Annotated in this window: 15 protein-coding genes; 7 read left to right on the top strand and 8 right to left on the bottom strand. The window is 60.0% G+C overall.

Annotation, left to right across the window (positions count from 1 at the left end; all coding sequences use genetic code 11):
- The first annotated feature begins 38 nt into the window (after window positions 1–38).
- Window positions 39–656 (top strand): hypothetical protein, encoded by a 618-nt coding sequence (locus ABD937_RS01095; protein WP_345252737.1) that lies wholly within the window; start codon window positions 39–41, stop codon window positions 654–656.
- A gap of 315 nt (window positions 657–971) precedes the next feature.
- Here the strand turns inward: ABD937_RS01095 and ABD937_RS01090 are convergent, their stop codons facing one another.
- The 3 genes from ABD937_RS01090 to tsaE form a co-directional block, all read right to left on the bottom strand.
- Window positions 972–1748: a Bax inhibitor-1/YccA family protein gene (locus ABD937_RS01090; RefSeq protein WP_345252736.1), complete on the bottom strand. Its 777-nt coding sequence runs from the start codon at window positions 1746–1748 to the stop codon at window positions 972–974.
- A gap of 273 nt (window positions 1749–2021) precedes the next feature.
- Complete coding sequence (locus tag ABD937_RS01085; RefSeq protein WP_345252735.1) at window positions 2022–3236, bottom strand: alanine dehydrogenase; 1215 nt, start codon at window positions 3234–3236, stop codon at window positions 2022–2024.
- A 55-nt stretch (window positions 3237–3291) separates the two neighbouring features.
- Window positions 3292–3723: a tRNA (adenosine(37)-N6)-threonylcarbamoyltransferase complex ATPase subunit type 1 TsaE gene (tsaE, locus tag ABD937_RS01080; RefSeq protein ID WP_345252734.1), complete on the bottom strand. Its 432-nt coding sequence runs from the start codon at window positions 3721–3723 to the stop codon at window positions 3292–3294.
- 105 nt (window positions 3724–3828) lie between these two features.
- Here tsaE and ABD937_RS01075 point away from each other — a divergent pair, with 105 nt between their 5' ends.
- From ABD937_RS01075 to ABD937_RS01060, 4 genes are all read left to right on the top strand, one after another.
- Window positions 3829–5949: a heavy metal translocating P-type ATPase gene (locus tag ABD937_RS01075; RefSeq protein ID WP_345252733.1), complete on the top strand. Its 2121-nt coding sequence runs from the start codon at window positions 3829–3831 to the stop codon at window positions 5947–5949.
- A gap of 294 nt (window positions 5950–6243) precedes the next feature.
- Window positions 6244–8145, top strand: a complete 1902-nt coding sequence (locus tag ABD937_RS01070) for a RecQ family ATP-dependent DNA helicase (RefSeq protein ID WP_345252732.1) — start codon at window positions 6244–6246, stop codon at window positions 8143–8145.
- 114 nt (window positions 8146–8259) lie between these two features.
- On the top strand, window positions 8260–8850 hold the full coding sequence (locus ABD937_RS01065) for an START domain-containing protein (protein WP_345252731.1): 591 nt from the start codon (window positions 8260–8262) through the stop codon (window positions 8848–8850).
- 318 nt (window positions 8851–9168) lie between these two features.
- Window positions 9169–9867, top strand: coding sequence for a response regulator transcription factor (locus ABD937_RS01060; RefSeq protein ID WP_345252730.1), 699 nt, complete (start codon window positions 9169–9171; stop codon window positions 9865–9867).
- Window positions 9868–10073: 206 nt separating this feature from the next.
- Here the strand turns inward: ABD937_RS01060 and ruvB are convergent, their stop codons facing one another.
- Window positions 10074–11123 (bottom strand): Holliday junction branch migration DNA helicase RuvB, encoded by a 1050-nt coding sequence (ruvB, locus tag ABD937_RS01055; protein ID WP_345252729.1) that lies wholly within the window; start codon window positions 11121–11123, stop codon window positions 10074–10076.
- 110 nt (window positions 11124–11233) lie between these two features.
- On the opposite strand from ruvB, the gene ABD937_RS01050 reads away from it, so the two are divergent.
- Complete coding sequence (locus ABD937_RS01050; RefSeq protein WP_345252728.1) at window positions 11234–11662, top strand: MarR family winged helix-turn-helix transcriptional regulator; 429 nt, start codon at window positions 11234–11236, stop codon at window positions 11660–11662.
- Between the two features lie 98 nt (window positions 11663–11760).
- Window positions 11761–12657 carry an NAD(P)H-binding protein gene (locus tag ABD937_RS01045; RefSeq protein WP_345252727.1) on the top strand — a complete coding sequence of 299 codons (897 nt, stop codon included), beginning with the start codon at window positions 11761–11763 and terminating at the stop codon, window positions 12655–12657.
- 250 nt (window positions 12658–12907) lie between these two features.
- On the opposite strand, the gene ABD937_RS01040 is transcribed toward ABD937_RS01045, so the two are convergent.
- The 4 genes from ABD937_RS01040 to ABD937_RS01025 form a co-directional block, all read right to left on the bottom strand.
- Window positions 12908–13498 (bottom strand): hypothetical protein, encoded by a 591-nt coding sequence (locus ABD937_RS01040; protein ID WP_345252726.1) that lies wholly within the window; start codon window positions 13496–13498, stop codon window positions 12908–12910.
- 603 nt (window positions 13499–14101) lie between these two features.
- Complete coding sequence (locus tag ABD937_RS01035; RefSeq protein ID WP_345252725.1) at window positions 14102–14890, bottom strand: hypothetical protein; 789 nt, start codon at window positions 14888–14890, stop codon at window positions 14102–14104.
- 185 nt (window positions 14891–15075) lie between these two features.
- Window positions 15076–15660 (bottom strand): hypothetical protein, encoded by a 585-nt coding sequence (locus ABD937_RS01030; RefSeq protein WP_345252724.1) that lies wholly within the window; start codon window positions 15658–15660, stop codon window positions 15076–15078.
- Between the two features lie 152 nt (window positions 15661–15812).
- Window positions 15813–16067, bottom strand: coding sequence for a helix-turn-helix domain-containing protein (locus ABD937_RS01025; RefSeq protein WP_345252723.1), 255 nt, complete (start codon window positions 16065–16067; stop codon window positions 15813–15815).
- Between the last annotated feature and the right edge of the window lie 64 nt (window positions 16068–16131).

Below are 16131 nucleotides of genomic sequence, written 5' to 3'. Positions count from 1 at the left end.
CTGCAATCCAACTGATCACAGAACCCCAGAACCGCTTCATGTTCACCGTCGTAGCCGGCACCGTACTCCTGGCCTTTGTTCATGCGCTGATCCCGAATCACTGGCTGCCGCTGGTGGCGGTGGCGCGCTCGGAGCAATGGAAGTCGGGCGAGGTCACGACGATCACCTTTATTGCTGCGCTGGCCCACGTACTGGGCACGGTTGGCCTGGGCCTTATACTGGGGCTCATCGGCAAGGAGCTGCGCGAGGACCACGGGCACGTCATCAACGTGGCGGCCTCGGTACTGCTCATCGTTTTCGGGCTCATCTACTACACGGTGAACCTGCCGCACCACCATCACTCTTCGCAACAGGACGTAGCCGGCTACAAGCGGAGCCGCGGCCGCTGGATCCTGATCTTCATCATCATGATGTTCCTCTCGCCCTGCCTGGAGGTGGAGAGCCTCTTCCTGAAAGCGGGTCCGTTCGGGATGCGCTTCGTGGCCCTGCTCGGCGTCATCTATGCCATCGTGAGCATCTCGGGTATCATGCTCCTCGTACACCTCGGCCACCGCGGCGTGAAGCTGCTCTCGGCCCACTTCATCGAGCACAACGAGAAGCGCATTTCCGGCATCGTGCTCATCCTGGTGGGGATCCTTACGTTCTTCCTCCATTGACCTCACCCCCGGCCCCTCTCCGGGAGAGAGGGGTGACTCTGTGGGACATTCACTCCTATAGCCTTTTTCCCTTGCCGCCCGGTCGTAAGGACAGAGACAATAGCCCCCGTTCCTCGGTTTCCTAATAATGCGCTGGACAGGCTTGGGCATATTTCCGATAACGCGTGAGTTCCATTTAAAAGAAGCCATTACGTTCTCCGACTTACATTGTACCGATCTTAAATCCAGGTCATCCATTCAGGATTGACGATTCACGATTCACGAAAAAGCCCCCAACAGTACTGTCGGGGGCTTTTCTTATGGGGTTGATCGCGATCAGCGGCGTCCGCCGGCGATCTTGACGAGGAGCTTCAGGATCTCGAGGTAAAGCCATACGATGGTGAGCGTGAGGCCGAAGGCCGTATACCACTCGTAGTATTTCGGGGCGCCGACGGCCGCACCCTGCTCGATGTTGTCGAAATCGAGGATGAGGCGGAAGGCAGCGATGCCCACGATAAAGAGGGAAATGCCGATGCTGAGCGGCGACGAGTCGGCCATGCCGAAGGGCAGCACCACGCCAAACAGGCCAAAGCCGAGGCGGAACAGGTAAAACACGGCGATGCCCAGGGTGGCGCCCACAATGACGCGGGTCAGCAGCGGGGTGGCCCGGAGCACCCGGAAATAGTAAAGGCCGAACATGGCGAGGGCGACGCCGGCCGTGAGCAGCACCGCCTGCGAGGCGAGACCGGGAAAGCGCTCGGCATAGGCCGCATTCAGGAGGGCTGATACGGCGCCGAGGAAGAAGCCTTCAAGCATCGCGTAGCCAAGCGCGAGGTACTGGGCCCACTCTTTTTTGAACATGATGATCAGCGCCAGCACAAAGCCGCCGATGGCGGAGCCAATGATCCAGGTACGGGCACTGTCGCTTTCGGCGATGCGCACCCAGGAAAAGGTGGCCGCAGCCATCAGCATCAGCATCATGGCGCCGAACTTGCCAGCCGCGCCGCGCACGGTCATTCGGGCCACCTGGAGCGACTCCAGGTCCTGGCTAAAAGAGTTTTCGTCAAAAGTTTCTTCGTTGAGGGCAGGGTTGCCGGACTTAAAGAGGCTCATGGTTAGAGTTTATAGTTTTTAGTTTTCAGTTTGCAGTTGGGTGCTATCCGCTTCCGGGATGAAAGTTACAGCATAGAAAGATCCGTTGCGCAGCGGGCGTTTTGTTAAATCCCGCGCCGGCCCGCAATCCCTTCAAGCCGCGGTGGGGACGCATCAGGATGCGTCCGTACGCAACTTCGATGCAAGGCTACCCTTTCTTGCTACGAGGGGGGCCTCTCATCTTCGCGTGTGGTCGCTCCCCTCCCTCCTGGGGAGGGGCCGGGGGTGGGGTGGTCAGCGTTGGCTGGCAATCAGCAGATTCAGGTCGGTGTATTTGAGGTGGAAGCGCTCGCTCAGGTAAAAATTCGTGAGTGCGCCTTTGAACAGGTAGATGCCGCTCCGCAGGTGGATCTGGTGCCACACCATCCGCTCGAAGCCGCCGTCTTCGCCCGCCTCGAGCAGCAGGGGCATCAGCACGTTGGAGATGGCCTGCGACGCCGTGCGCGCAAAGCCCGACGGGATATTCGGCACACAATAATGGATGACGCCGTACTTCACGTACGTAGGGCATTCGTGCGTGGTGATCTCCGAGGTCTCGAAGCAGCCGCCGCGGTCGATGCTGACGTCGATGATGACGGCGCCCGGGCGCATATTGCTCACCATCTCTTCCGTGACCACAACGGGCGTGCGCCCGGTCTCTGAGGAAAGCGCTCCCACAGCTACCTCGCAGGTCTTGAGCTGCTTGGCGAGCATCCGGGGCTCCATCACGGAGGTCCAGAGGCGCTGGCCGATATTGTTCTGCAGGCGCTTGAGGCGGTATACCGAGTTGTCGAACACCTTTACCGAAGCACCGAGCGCGAGGGCCGCACGGGCGGCGTATTCGCCCACGATGCCGGCGCCGAGGATGATGACCTTGGTAGGAGCAATGCCTGATACGCCGCCGAGCAGCACGCCCTTGCCCTGGTTGGCCGAGGAGAGGTGGTGCGCGGCGATGAGCATCACCGCGGAGCCCGCGATCTCGCTCATGGAGCGTACGATGGGATAAGAGTCGGAGTCGTCCTTGAGGTTCTCGAAAGAGATGGCGGTGATCCGCTTCTCCATCATTTTCTGCAGCAGCTCCGCTTTCAGCATGCTGAGGTGGAGCGGAGAGATGATCATCTGGTTCACCTGCAGCAGGTGGATCTCCTCGTCGATGACGGGGGCGCTCTTGACCAGGATCGGGCACTTATAGACCTCCTCGCGCTCGTATACGATGCGCGCGCCGGCCTCGCTGTAGTCGCGGTCGGCGAAATGCGCGGCCTCGCCGGCGTTGTGCTCGATGGTGACGCTGTGGCCGTTAGAGACCAGCACGCCCACGGCATCGGGCGTAAGCGCGATGCGGTTCTCCTGGAAAGCGATCTCCTTGGGGATACCGATGTGCAATTGCGCGCCCTTGGGCTTGATGTCGAGGGTCTCCTCGAGGGTCTCATAGCTGAAGGACGGACTGACGATAGGCTTGTTGTGCAACATACGCGACAGGATCGTGAGGTCGAATGAAACGGAAAATTACAACTCTTGGCCGACACTACCCCGCGAATGACGCCGGCCCCTCGGTGCGCACGCGCCGCCGCCCGTCGCCCAGGGGCTCTACGAACACCTGCACGGTCTGCTCATCGAAGAGCTCCGGCGCCTTTTCGGGCCACTCCACGAGGCAGGTAGCGCCGCTCAGGAGGCAGTCTTCCACCCCGGCGCCCACGATCTCCTCGAGGTCGCGGAGGCGGTAGAGGTCCATATGATAAAGGCGCCCGCCGCCGGCATCGGCGTACTCGTTGATGATGGAGAACGTAGGACTGGAGGCGGCTCCCGGTACCCCGCGCGCGGCGCAGAGGGCCGAGATGAGCGTGGTTTTGCCGGCGCCCATCGGGCCATGAAAGGCAAATACGGTGCTGCCGGCATGGGCCTTCCAGAAGCGGCCGGCAAAGTCTGGCAGGGCATCGAGGGTCAGTTCTTCGGTCATGCGGCAAATTTAACACCGCTTTGCAACGGCGTTGAAAAGAAAGTCGCAACACTGTTCCGGAGCCGGGGAGGCGCGCGGGTACCTTTGCACAAAGAAGCGAGCGGAATGGAAAAGGTACAATGGAAGGTGGAAGGGATGACCTGTTCGAACTGCGCCCTCACGGTGCAGAAATACCTCGAGAAGGAGGGCGCGCAGAATATCGCCGTATCGGTGATCAACGGCGACGTCAGCTTCGAGGTCAACGGGGGAAAGGAGCCGAAGCAGCTTGCCAAAGGCGTGCAGACGCTGGGCTACGGCGTGGCCCCGGCCGATGCGGCACCGGCTGCCAAAAAGCCCTTTCTCTCCACGCACTACCAGCGCTTCCTGTTCTGCCTGCCCTTTACGGCCGTATTACTACTGCACATGTTCCCCGCCGTGCACCAAAGCAGCTGGGGCCATTGGATCATGAATCCCTGGGTGCAGCTGGCACTCACCCTGCCGGTCTTCTTCGTGGGCATGCGCTACTTCGGCCGCTCGGCCGTCAAAAGCCTGCGCAACGGCGTGCCCAACATGAACGTGCTCATCGCCATCGGCGCGTCTTCCGCATTCATCTATAGCCTCATCGGCGCGCTGATGGGCCACGGTGCCGACTACCTCTTTTTCGAAACGGCCGCCACCATCATCACCCTCGTGTTCCTCGGCGAGCACCTCGAGCACCTCTCGGTACAAACCACGCAGCGCTCGCTCAAGGCACTCATGAAATCGCAGAAGGTGATGGCCAACATGATCGCCTTCGACGACCAGCACCAGGAACTCATTTTCCCGATCGAGAACACGCAGCTCAAGGTGGGCGACCTCGTGCTGATCAACAGCGGCGAGCAGGTGCCCGCCGACTGCAAGATCCTCTGGGGCGACGTACAGGTGAACGAGGCCCTGCTTACCGGGGAAAGCGCGCCGGTTGCCAAAACGAAAAAGGACCCGCTCATCGGTGGGTCGGTGCTGGAGCAGGGCACGGCCAAAGCCATCGTTACCGCCGTTGGCAACGACACCACGCTGGCGCGCATCCTTCAGCTCGTAAAGGCCGCGCAGGGTGAGAAGCCGCCGGTGCAGCAGCTGGCCGACCGTATTTCTGCGGTCTTCGTACCTACCGTACTTGCCATCGCGCTCGTGACCTTCGCCGCCAACTGGATCATCCTGAAAGAGTTTACCCCGGCGCTGATGCGCGCCATCGCGGTGCTCGTGATCGCCTGCCCCTGCGCCATGGGCCTCGCCACGCCGGCCGCCATCGCCGTGGGCCTCGGCCGCGCCGCGCGCAGCGGCGTGCTGTTCCGCAACGCCAAAAGTCTCGAGCTGTTCCGCAACATCCGCCAGGTGGTCTTCGATAAAACGGGTACGCTCACCACGGGCCGCTTCCGCATCGCGCGCTTTCATGCGGATATTCCGGAGGAGGAGTTCAAACGCATCGTCTATTCCCTGGAGAAGCACTCGGCGCACCCGCTGGCGAAAAGCATCGCCGCGGAATGGAAGTCGTCGCCTGAATGGCGCTGGAACAAGATCGAGGAAGTAAAGGGCCGCGGCATGGTGGCCACCGACCGCGAGGGCATCCACTTCACCGCAGGCTCCTACGCCGTAGCTGCGCACCTCACGAGCGACGACAGCCACAACATATATGTACTCCGCAACGGACACCTCATCGGCTGGCTCGATCTCGAAGACGAGCTGCGCCCCGAGGCGAAGCAGGTGGTGCAGTACTTCAAAGCCCAAGGCATCCGCACGGTGCTCCTCAGCGGCGACCGCAGGGCCAAGACCGAAGCCGTAGCGGCCGCGCTTGGTATCGACGTCGCCATCGCGGAGCAAACGCCGGAGCAGAAGCTCGAAACCATCGGTCGCCTCAACGCCGAAGTGCCCACCGTGATGGTCGGCGACGGCATCAACGACGCGCCCGCGCTGGCCAAGGCCACCATCGGGGTGTCGATGAGCGAGGCCACGCAGATCGCGGTGCAGAGCGCGCAGGTGGTGCTGATGAACAGCGGCCTCACGAAGCTGCCGCTCGCCCTCGGCCTCGGCCGGCATACGTACGTCACCATCCGGCAGAACCTGTTCTGGGCCTTCTTCTATAACATCATCGCCATACCGGTGGCTGCCTTCGGATTACTGACGCCTTCTTTTGGCGCGCTGGTGATGGGATTGAGTGATGTGGTGCTGGCGGCGAATTCGGTACGACTGAATTTCAAGAAGGTTGCATAACAAGACAGTTTAAGAAGCAAAGGGTTTTTCACCGCTAAGAAAAGAAGGGGCTAAGGTATTCGCAAAGATTTTGGCCGCGCTGACGCGCGGCCTTTTTATACAAGTTCATCTCTGGCCCTCCTGTGCCGTCGTTGCGAGAAGCACAATGATGGCGACCTCAAAGCAGCCCGCACTTTAGACGACCCTTTACAAATAAACCAATAGACAAATAAACGCGCGCTTGCGCGCCCTTAGCGAATCCCTTCTTTTCTTCTTTTCTTTGCGGTTATAATCCCTTCTTCACCTTTATCTGCCTTGCCCGAAATCCACGACATACTCAAAGAATACTGGGGCTACGATGCCTTTCGGCCCTTGCAGGAAGACATCATCCGCACCGTGCTCGACGACCGCGATGCGCTGGCGCTGTTGCCCACCGGCGGCGGTAAGAGCCTGTGCTACCAGGTGCCGGCCATGGCGCGCGAAGGGATCTGCCTCGTGATCTCGCCGCTCATCGCGCTCATGAAAGACCAGGTGGAAGGGTTGAAGAAACGCGGCATCCTCGCCGCGGCCATCTACTCCGGACAGTCGCGCCGCGCCATCGTGCAGACCCTGAAGAACGTGGCGCACGGCCCGTACAAGCTGCTGTATGTGTCGCCCGAGCGCCTCGAGACGGGGCTGTTCCGCGAATACCTGCCGGCGCTCGACGTCAACCTCATTGCCGTGGACGAGGCCCACTGCATCTCGCAGTGGGGCTACGACTTCCGGCCGGCCTACCGCCGCATTGCCGCCCTGCGCGCCGAGCTTCCCGGTGTGCCCGTGCTTGCGCTCACCGCGTCGGCTACCGTAGAAGTACAGGAAGACATCTGCACGCAGCTCGGGATGGAAGGGGCCGCTCAGTTCCGCCAGCCCTTCCTCCGTCCCAACCTCTCCTACTCGGCCTACCGCACCGACGCCCGCATGAACCGCCTCGCCGACATCCTCAAAAAAGTACCAGGGTCCGCCATCGTATACTGCAAGAGCCGCCGCCGCACCGTGGAAGTGGCGCGCCTGCTGGAGCTGCAGGGCGAGTCGGCCGCGCACTACCACGCCGGACTGACGCAGGAGGAGCGCGCCGGCCGGCAGCAGGACTGGATCGACGGCCGCACCCGGGTGATCGTATGCACCAATGCCTTCGGCATGGGCATCGACAAGCCCGACGTACGCCTCGTGCTTCATGCCGACGTGCCCGATTGCCTCGAGAGCTACTACCAGGAGGCAGGCCGCGCCGGCCGCGACGGCAAGAAGTCCTACGCCGTGCTGCTGTACACCGACGCCGAGCTTGCCGACCTGGAGAAGGCACACGAAGACCGCTTCCCGACGCTCGAGCAGGTACGCACCGTGTTCAGCGCCCTCGTCAATTACCTGCAGATCCCGTCGTACTATGGAAAGGACCAGTCCTACACCTTCCATTTCGATCCGTTCGTGCGCAACTTCAAGCTCAATGGCCACCAGGCCCACTATGCGCTGAAGGCGATGGAGAGCGACGGCTGGTTCGACCTCAATGAGAAAAGCTTCGCTCCGCCGACCGTAATCTTTACCACCGACCGCAGCGGCCTCCGCGCCTTCGAGGAAGCCCACCCCGAGCTCGAGCCGCTGCTGACCCTGTTGCTCCGCACCTATGCCGGCATCTGGGACCTTCCCGTGGTGATCTCGGAGGCACAGATCGCGAAGCTGATGCGCCTGAACGTGGACGAGGTGAAAAAAGGATTGCTGCGCGCGGCCGCCTTTGGCGTCATCGACTACCGGCCACTCAACGAAGACCCGCAGCTGGTGTTTCGGCACGACCGGGTAAATACGGAAGACTTCTACATGGACATGACGCTATACCGCGAGCGGCGGGAGGCCTTCCGGGAGCGCGTCAAAGCCATGATCGGCTATACGGAAGACGCAGGGTGCAGGAGCAGCTACATCAACCGGTATTTCGGTGATGCGGCCGAAACGCCCTGCGGCATCTGCGACAACTGCCTCGCCCGCAAGCGCGCCCCGCTGACACCCGAAGCCTTTGCCGCGATCGGCGGGCGCATCCGGGGCCTGCTACAGGTGCGACCCCTTCCCGTAGAAGCCCTACTACAACAACTCAAAGACATCCAGCGGGAGCAGCTCTGGACCGTGATCGAGCGGCTGCAGGCTGAGGAGTTGCTGTTGGTGGACCCGGAAGGGCGACTCGCGCTCCGCTGACCACACCGACCTGCCGCCTCACAGGCAAGGGAGCGCCTTTCACCGGGGATGCAACCGTGCCGACCGCCACGCCATCATATATACACTCCATTTAATGTAAATTTGCGGCCCACTATGAAGAGACTGTTACTTTCCTGCTTCTTCCTGCTTTCGCTGTCCGGCGCCTTTGCCCAGGGCTGGAAGCTCACGCGCCAGTCGGAAGGCATGCGCATCTACCAGTCGGAAAACAGCGGGTTCAAGAATATCCGGGTAGAAGCCACCCTCCCCGGCACGCTCGACCGCCTGCAGGGAGTGCTCTACAACGTCGGCAACTTCAAGAACTGGGTCTACGGCAATAAGACCGCGCACCATGTAAAGCAGGTGAGCCCCACTGAATATTACTACTACTCGGAGACGGCGCTCCCTTGGCCCCTCAGTAACCGCGACGCCGTGGTGCATGCCCGCGTGCAGCGCGACGGCGACCGCTCGCTCCACATCACCGAAACCAGCGCCGCGGGACTCGTGCCCGAGCAAGCCGGGAAGGTGCGCGTGCGCAAATCCACCATCTCCTGGACGGCAACCCCGGCCGCCGCTCCCGGGCAGATCTACATCGTGTACATCTTCGAAGCCGAGCCCGGCGGTAAGCTCCCGGCCTGGCTCGTCAACAACTTCGCCGAGAAAGGGCCCTACGAGAGCTTCAAGAAGCTGGCGGCACTGTTGAAATGAGGATTTTGGCCACCCGGAGGCTTACCGAAGAGAAAGCACGCAGATATCTATGATTTTTTACGATAGGCACGGATGTCCCCATAAGGTCATCCCGACCTGATATCAGTTGTGCAAGCGCTCCTTCTCAAACAATGCGGAGGTGCCGCGATCCACAGTTCACCTTAGCGGATACCGTTGCTTCTTCTTTTCTTAGCGGTTAAGAACTCTTCTTTGACTTTATTTGCCTTCCGCACAGCTGGTAACGTTTTTGCAATAAAGCCCTAACGGCGCCCTGTAAACGGGAATCCACTAACTTTAAAGCGAATTAAAACCGATATCATGGACGGAAAGAAAGCGAAGATCCTCCTGTGCGAGGACGATCCCAACCTTGGCAGTGTACTGAAGAACTACCTGGAGCTGAATGATTATGACGTTACCCTCGAGCGCGACGGTCGCCTCGGCCTTGCCGCTTTCCAGCGCGAGACCTTCGACCTCTGCCTGCTCGACGTGATGATGCCCAATATGGACGGCTTTACCCTGGCCGAGGAGATCCGCGATATCAACCCCGACGTACCCCTGTTCTTCCTCTCCGCCAAAACGATGAAGGAAGACATCATCCAGGGCTACAAGCTCGGCGCCGACGACTACATCACGAAGCCCTTCGATTCGGAGGTGCTCCTGCATAAGATCAAGGCCATCCTGAAGCGGAATGAAGAGCTCAACCGCGAAAGCGAGAACCGCGAATACGACCTCGCCTCCTACCACTTCAACCCGAAGCTCCGCGAGCTCTCCAAGGACGGCCGCACGCAGACGCTGTCGCCGAAGGAGAACGAGCTGCTGAAAATGCTCTGCGAGCACCTCAACGACCTCCTGCCCCGCGAGCAGGCGCTGAAGCGCATCTGGGGCTCCGACACCTATTTCAACGGCCGCTCGATGGACGTGTACATCGCCAAGCTGCGCAAGTACCTCCGCGACGATCCGCAAATCGAGATCGTGAACATCCACGGCAACGGCTTCCGCTTGGTCGTGCACAAGTAAGGCGCGCAGGCGCGCGTTTCACGCAAAGGCGCAAAGCGCGCCAAGAGCGCAAAAAATTAAGCCCCGCTTCCAGCGGGGCTTTTCTATATAAAGCGCGAAAAGGCAAAGCGATGCAGGACAAGTGTCTTTGCGATATTTGCGTACTTGGCGCCTTTGCGCGAAAAAGGCGGCCTTTGGTCGCCTTCGGAATAGGATGCACTATATGTCTACCGTGTCAATTCGCTTGAGAACAGGTCGCCGGTACCACCAAAGCGGGGACGCATCTTGCCGAGGTGATGATAGGCCTTGTCGGTGGCTTCGCGCCCGCGCGGCGTGCGCTGCAGGAAGCCTTCCTGGATGAGGAAAGGCTCGTACACTTCCTCGAGCGTGCCGCTCTCCTCGCCCACCGCCGTGGCGATGGTGGTGATGCCGACCGGGCCACCCTTGAACTTCTCGATGATGGCCGACAGGATGCGGTTGTCCATATCGTCGAGGCCATGCTCATCCACGTTGAGGGCGCGCAGGGCATGCTGGGTGATACCGAGGTCGATCTTCGAGTCGTTGAGTACCTGGGCGAAGTCGCGCACGCGGCGCAGCAGTCCGTTGGCGATACGCGGCGTACCGCGGCTGCGGCGGGCGATCTCGCCGGCGGCGTCATTGGTGATCTCCACTTTGAGGATATCGGCGGCGCGCAGGATGATCGCGGTCAGGGTCTTGGCGTCGTAATACTCGAGGCGGCTCTTGATGGCGAAGCGCGAAAGCAGCGGCGCCGTGAGCAGGCCCGAGCGTGTGGTGGCGCCGATGAGCGTAAAGGGGTTCAGGTTGATCTGGATGGAACGGGCATTCGGGCCCGAGTCGATCATGATGTCGATCTTATAGTCTTCCATCGCCGAATAGAGATACTCCTCCACGATGGTGGAGAGGCGGTGGATCTCGTCGATGAAGAGCACGTCGTTGGGCTGCAGGTTGGTGAGCAGGCCCGCGAGGTCGCCGGGCTTCTCGATCACCGGGCCCGAGGTTTCCCGGATGTTGACCCCCAGCTCGTTGGCCACGATGCGCGAAAGGGTGGTCTTACCGAGTCCCGGCGGACCGTGGAAGAGCACATGGTCAAGGGCTTCGCCGCGGATCTTGGCCGCCTTGATGAAGATCTTGATGTTCTCGATGATCTGCGGCTGCCCCGAGAAGTCTTCGATCTCCCTGGGCCGGATGTTGTTTTCGAACTCCTTCTCCGCCGCTGTCAGGCCTTCGCCGCCCGATAGTAGATTGGGATTGGACATGCGCTAAAGTTACCGAAAAAGGCCCGGATGAACCCGGAAAAGGTCGTTAAGGAAGTGTTGGAAAAATATATTTGCATATACAAATGATTGTCCCGTTCTTTGTTCCGGATATGAAAACATCGTGCAGCCGGTTTGCCCAATGCCTCTACTTCATGAGCGGTGCCCTCGCCCGCAAGGTGGAGAAGCTGGCCCAGGAAAGCTGGGCCCCGGTAGGGCTTTCGCCCTCGCATGCCTACCTCCTGCTCGCCACCCTCGACGAGCCGGGCATCGGGCCGGGCGCACTGGCCGGCCAGCTGCAGCTGCAACCCAGCACCATCACGCGCCTCATGCAGAAACTGGAGGAAAAAAAGCTGATCGTGCGCACCACGGAGGGCAAGCTCACGAACGTATATCCGACCCCGAAAGCAAAGGATCTGGTGCCGAAGTTGCACGCCTGCCTCGAAGACTTTTATGGCAGGATCGAAGCCCTCGCGCCCCCGCCCGAAGGAGGTGCGCTGCTCCAGGCCATGAGCCGCATCGCCGACCGCCTCGAAGACTGAACTTTTTATTTGACCTATTAGTTGTATATACAAATATTGACGGAAACCAACCTTTCAAAACCATTAAAAACCTCCCAAAACCCCCAAAACCCTTTTTTATGAATTATGTACTCGTAGGCGCAGCCGGTAATGTTACCCGCCCCCTTGCCGAAACCCTCCTTGCCGCCGGCCACGGCGTGACCGTCATCGGCCGCAACGAGGAAAACCTGAAGCCCCTGACCGACAAAGGTGCGAAGGCAGCCGTCGGCTCCGTGGAAGACGTCGCCTTCCTTACAGAAACCTTCCGTGGCGCCGATGCCGTATACACGATGGTGCCGCCCAACTTCGCCCCGCAGGGCGACTGGAAGCAGTGGATCGCCACGGTAGGCCGCGGCCTCGCCGAAGCCGTTACCGCCAGCGGCGTGACGCACGTTGTGAACCTGAGCTCCATCGGCGCCGACCTGCCCGGCGGCACCGGCCCCGTCACCGGTCTTCACCACACCGAAAATGCCTTTAATGCGCTCGAAGGCGTTCATGTGCTGCACCTGCGCGCAGGCTACTTCTACCACAACCTGCTCGCCAATGTCGGCCTCGTGAAAGGCGCCGGCATTATCGGCGGCAACAACGGCGACGCCGATGCCCGCCTCCTGCTCGTACACCCGGCCGACATTGCAGCCGCCGCTGCCGAAGCACTCCAGTCGCGCGCCTTCACTGGCCACAGCGTGCACTACGTGGTGAGCGACGTACGCAGCAATGCCGATATCGCCAAAGCACTCGGCTCCGCCATCGGCAAGCCGGAGTTGCCCTGGGTGGGGTTCAGCGACGAGCAAAGCCTTGATGGCATGCGCGGCGCCGGCGTTCCCGAAGAGATCGCTAAGAACTACGTAGAGATGGGCGCCGCTCTCCGCAATGGCAGCATGCAGGCCGACTTCCTCAACAACGGTCATCAGCCCATCGGAAAGCGTAAGCTCGAGGACTTTGCTCCGGAGTTTGCGGGTGCGTTCTCTGCGAGCTAAGCTTTCAGAAAGTAAAGAGTCAAAATTCAAAAGGCAAAACCGGAGCCGGCACCTTTTGAATTTTGACTCTTTTTTATGCGGAGTAACGCTCGTCAACCTACCAGGAGAACAATCTTCCTGTTTGGTAGCCTGTCCTGAGGTTTCGGGACGTGGTGTATCCTGCAGGTTAAAACGACATGCAATGACTGGGGCGCTGTGTGCCTTGGATTATTCAAGACAGATACAACACCCCTCCCTTTTTTAGAACCGGTTAGAGGTAAGGCAGCAAGTAGGGGCCCTCGATGATTTCCAGGATCGCCTCATACGCCTGGATTTGCTTGCAGATCCAGGTACTTACGTTGTGCGCGTGGCAGCCCAGCTGGAACCAGCGGCACTCGCGGTAATCCGGGCAGTCGCGCACACCGGTGCGGGCAGTCGGCTGGTACCCAAGGAGGCCACTTGCATCACCGCCGAAGAGGGCTGCGCTCCCACGCTCCAGGTCGGCACCGGAGTAGCCCTTGGACTCGTGGTGCAACACTACGTTCAGGGCACGGGCAAACGACCGGATGCCGGCTTCCTTGATCTGGTCGTCGGAAGCTCCCTGCTGGATGAACTCATAGGTTACCTTCAGGAGCTCATTGCCTTCGGGAGTGATGGAAGCGACGTTGGACGAGCCGATCAATTTGAGCCGGAACTCGTCGAAATTGCCGGCACCGCCGGGAAACTGGCCCTTCACCGAGCGCACGAAGCTGACGACGCCCGCTTCCAGGTCCCGCTTCATCTCATCCTGGGTAAAGCTTTGGGCGGCTGCGGTAGCGGCGATGCCGAAGAACATCAGTACGGCCATAAACAGTTTTCTCATGTGACTTGATTTTTGTGGTTGGTCCTACCTTCAGAAGAGGCGCTGTGTCGGATATTCCGCCGCCGTCGCAACGAGCCATCGCATGCAGCGGGGCTCGAGTTTCATTAATCCGCCGCGTGCAACTCATTGCGATCAACGACACAAAATTTCATCAGGCTGCGGGCGCATCCAACAAGTCAAAACTTGTTTTTCGAGATAAGATTTCATGACCGTCGAAATGCACGACGAAGCACCGCGCAAAGCGGATCACAGCACCGGTCCCAAGAAGCAGCGCCCCGTAGAAATACGAAAGCCAACATTCAAAAAGCGAACCGACGGCTGCGCCCTTCTGAATGTTGACTTTCTAGTGATGACTTAGAGGCTGTTTGAATTAATGTACTTTCCTAGAAGCTCGGGAATGTCGGCCGCAAGCGGCCTCGATGCGCGACGGCGCGACGCAGAAAAACAATCTGTTCTTTCCACTGTTCGTCGTGCCTACCGAGGCTTCGGGAGCGCCGTCGTGCCGTCGCGACAGGGGCGTCAGCCCCGCTCCCCGCGCTTGCGCGGTCCGATGAGCAGTGATCGAATAAGTCACACACCCTCTTAGGTCTGAGCCGCGTGGGTTCAGTTCTTGCTCGTGGAGTAATTGATCGAGAACTGGTAGATGGGAAGGCCGTAGTCGATCTCCGGCTGCTTTGCATACTTATAGTAGATGCACTTCACGTTGAGCAGGTTGTTGATCTCGATGCCGAACCCGATGCTGTAGCCGTGGTAGAAACCGTTGGTCTGGATGTCGGGCAGAAACTCGCGGATCTGGCGGGGGTTGCTCCTGGTGAGGTGGTAACGCAGCGAAGCCCAGAAGATGCCGACGTTGTTCGAGTTGGTGCGCTCCCAGGCACCGGTCTGAAAGTAAACCCCCGACGTCACGTAGGCGTTCAGGAAATTGACCGGGCGGCCCGTGGCCGGGTTGCTTACCGGGCCGATGCGGGTACCGTTCAGCAGGCGTTCCCCGATGGCGTACGGGAAACCGAACCGCGTCGTTTGCGAGTCGGCCCGCTTCGGGAAGGCAATGCCCTCCACACAGATGTTGACGAGTCCGCTCGACGGATTGATGTACTGGTTGATCAGGTGATCGTTGCTCCGGAGCAGCTGCCCGCCCAACTGCGGATTCTGGAATTGGTTGTTGCTCACGCCGCCATAGATGCTCAGGGGCAGCACGAACCGGCCCTGCTCGCCGATGTTGAGCCGGATGAAGCGGGAACTTGCATTCACCTGGCCGTTGTTGACAACATCGATGAAGCCCGACGAGAAGATCTCGGCACGCGCCTGTTGCTTGACGGCCGCTGCGGCCTGTGCCCTGGCAAAGCCCAGGGGAAGGAACGAAACAACGAATGCGAATACGACTGCTTTCATGAAACCGTATTTCTTCGGGTGATGATGGTAGGCCCGTGGGTACTTCATGGATACTGCCGCCCGGCATGCGGTCACCTGCTGTAATTGGAAGCCGCGAAGGCCCCGTCGGCTGCGAAGCCACTCGGGGTCGGCCAGTAGGTAAAGAAAGAACGGCCGCCCGGTTGTACCAGGCGGCCGTTGATGCATCAGATAAAGTACGACAGGATCTGAACTACATAGTAGATCGCTTGCAGCACGTCCTTGTTCTTGCACAGCCAGGCACCTACGTTGTGCGCGTGGCAACCCAGCTGGTACCAGCGGCACTCGCGGTAATCGGGGCAGTCGCCTGCGGCGGTACGGGCCTGCGCATCATAGCCGGCCAGGCTGCTCGCATCGCCTCCGAAGAGGGCTACGCTACCATTCTCCAGGTTGGCGCCGGAGTAGCCTTTGGCCTCATGGTTCAGCACCAGATTCATGGCGCGGGCGAAGGGCTGGAAGCCGACTTCCCTGATCCGGTCCTCAGTAGCATCCTGCTGAATAAGCTCATAGGTCACCTTCAGCAGATCGTTGCCTTCGGCAGTGATGGTGGCGACGTTGGCCGAGCCGATCAGTTTGAGCCGGAACTCGTCGAAATTACCCGTGCCACCGCGGAACTGGCCCTTTACCGAGCGTACGAAGCTGACGACGCCCGCCCGCAGGTCCTGCTTCACTTCGTCCTGCGTGATGTCTTGTGCGTTAGTGGTTGCGGCGATACCGAAGAACATCAGTACGGCCATGAACAGTTTTCTCATGTGACTTGATTTTTTGTGGTTAGTCCTACCTTCAGAAGAGGCGCTGTGTCGGATATTCCGCCATTGTCGCAACAAGCCTGCACATGCAGCGGGGCTCGAGTTTCATTAATCCGCCGAATGGCGTTCATTGCGATCAACGACACAAAATTTCATCAGGCTGCGGGCGCATCCAACAAGTCAAAACTTGTTTTTTTCTCGATGTAGTCGACGTTTTGTATGTCGACCAGGAAAGAGAGCGACACACCGATGGCGTCCGCGATTTTTGCGAGCGTGAAGAAGGTGGCGTTGCCCGCTCTTCGCTCGATCTGCCCGTAGGCGGAGGGCGTGATGTCGCAACGATAGGCTACTTCTGCTTGCGTAAGCCGGTGGGCTTTTCTGATCTGGTAGATCCGGAGTGCTAGTTCCATATTGGGGTGATTTGGTGACCTGGAGTGTACGCGTATCGGGCCTGTACCGCCACATCACCGGGCA

This window comes from Flaviaestuariibacter amylovorans (assembly GCF_039541815.1).
Lineage (GTDB): Bacteria > Bacteroidota > Bacteroidia > Chitinophagales > Chitinophagaceae > Flavisolibacter > Flavisolibacter amylovorans.
The sequence above is the reverse complement of the archived record's forward strand: the minus strand, read 5'-3'. Positions and strand labels throughout refer to the sequence as shown.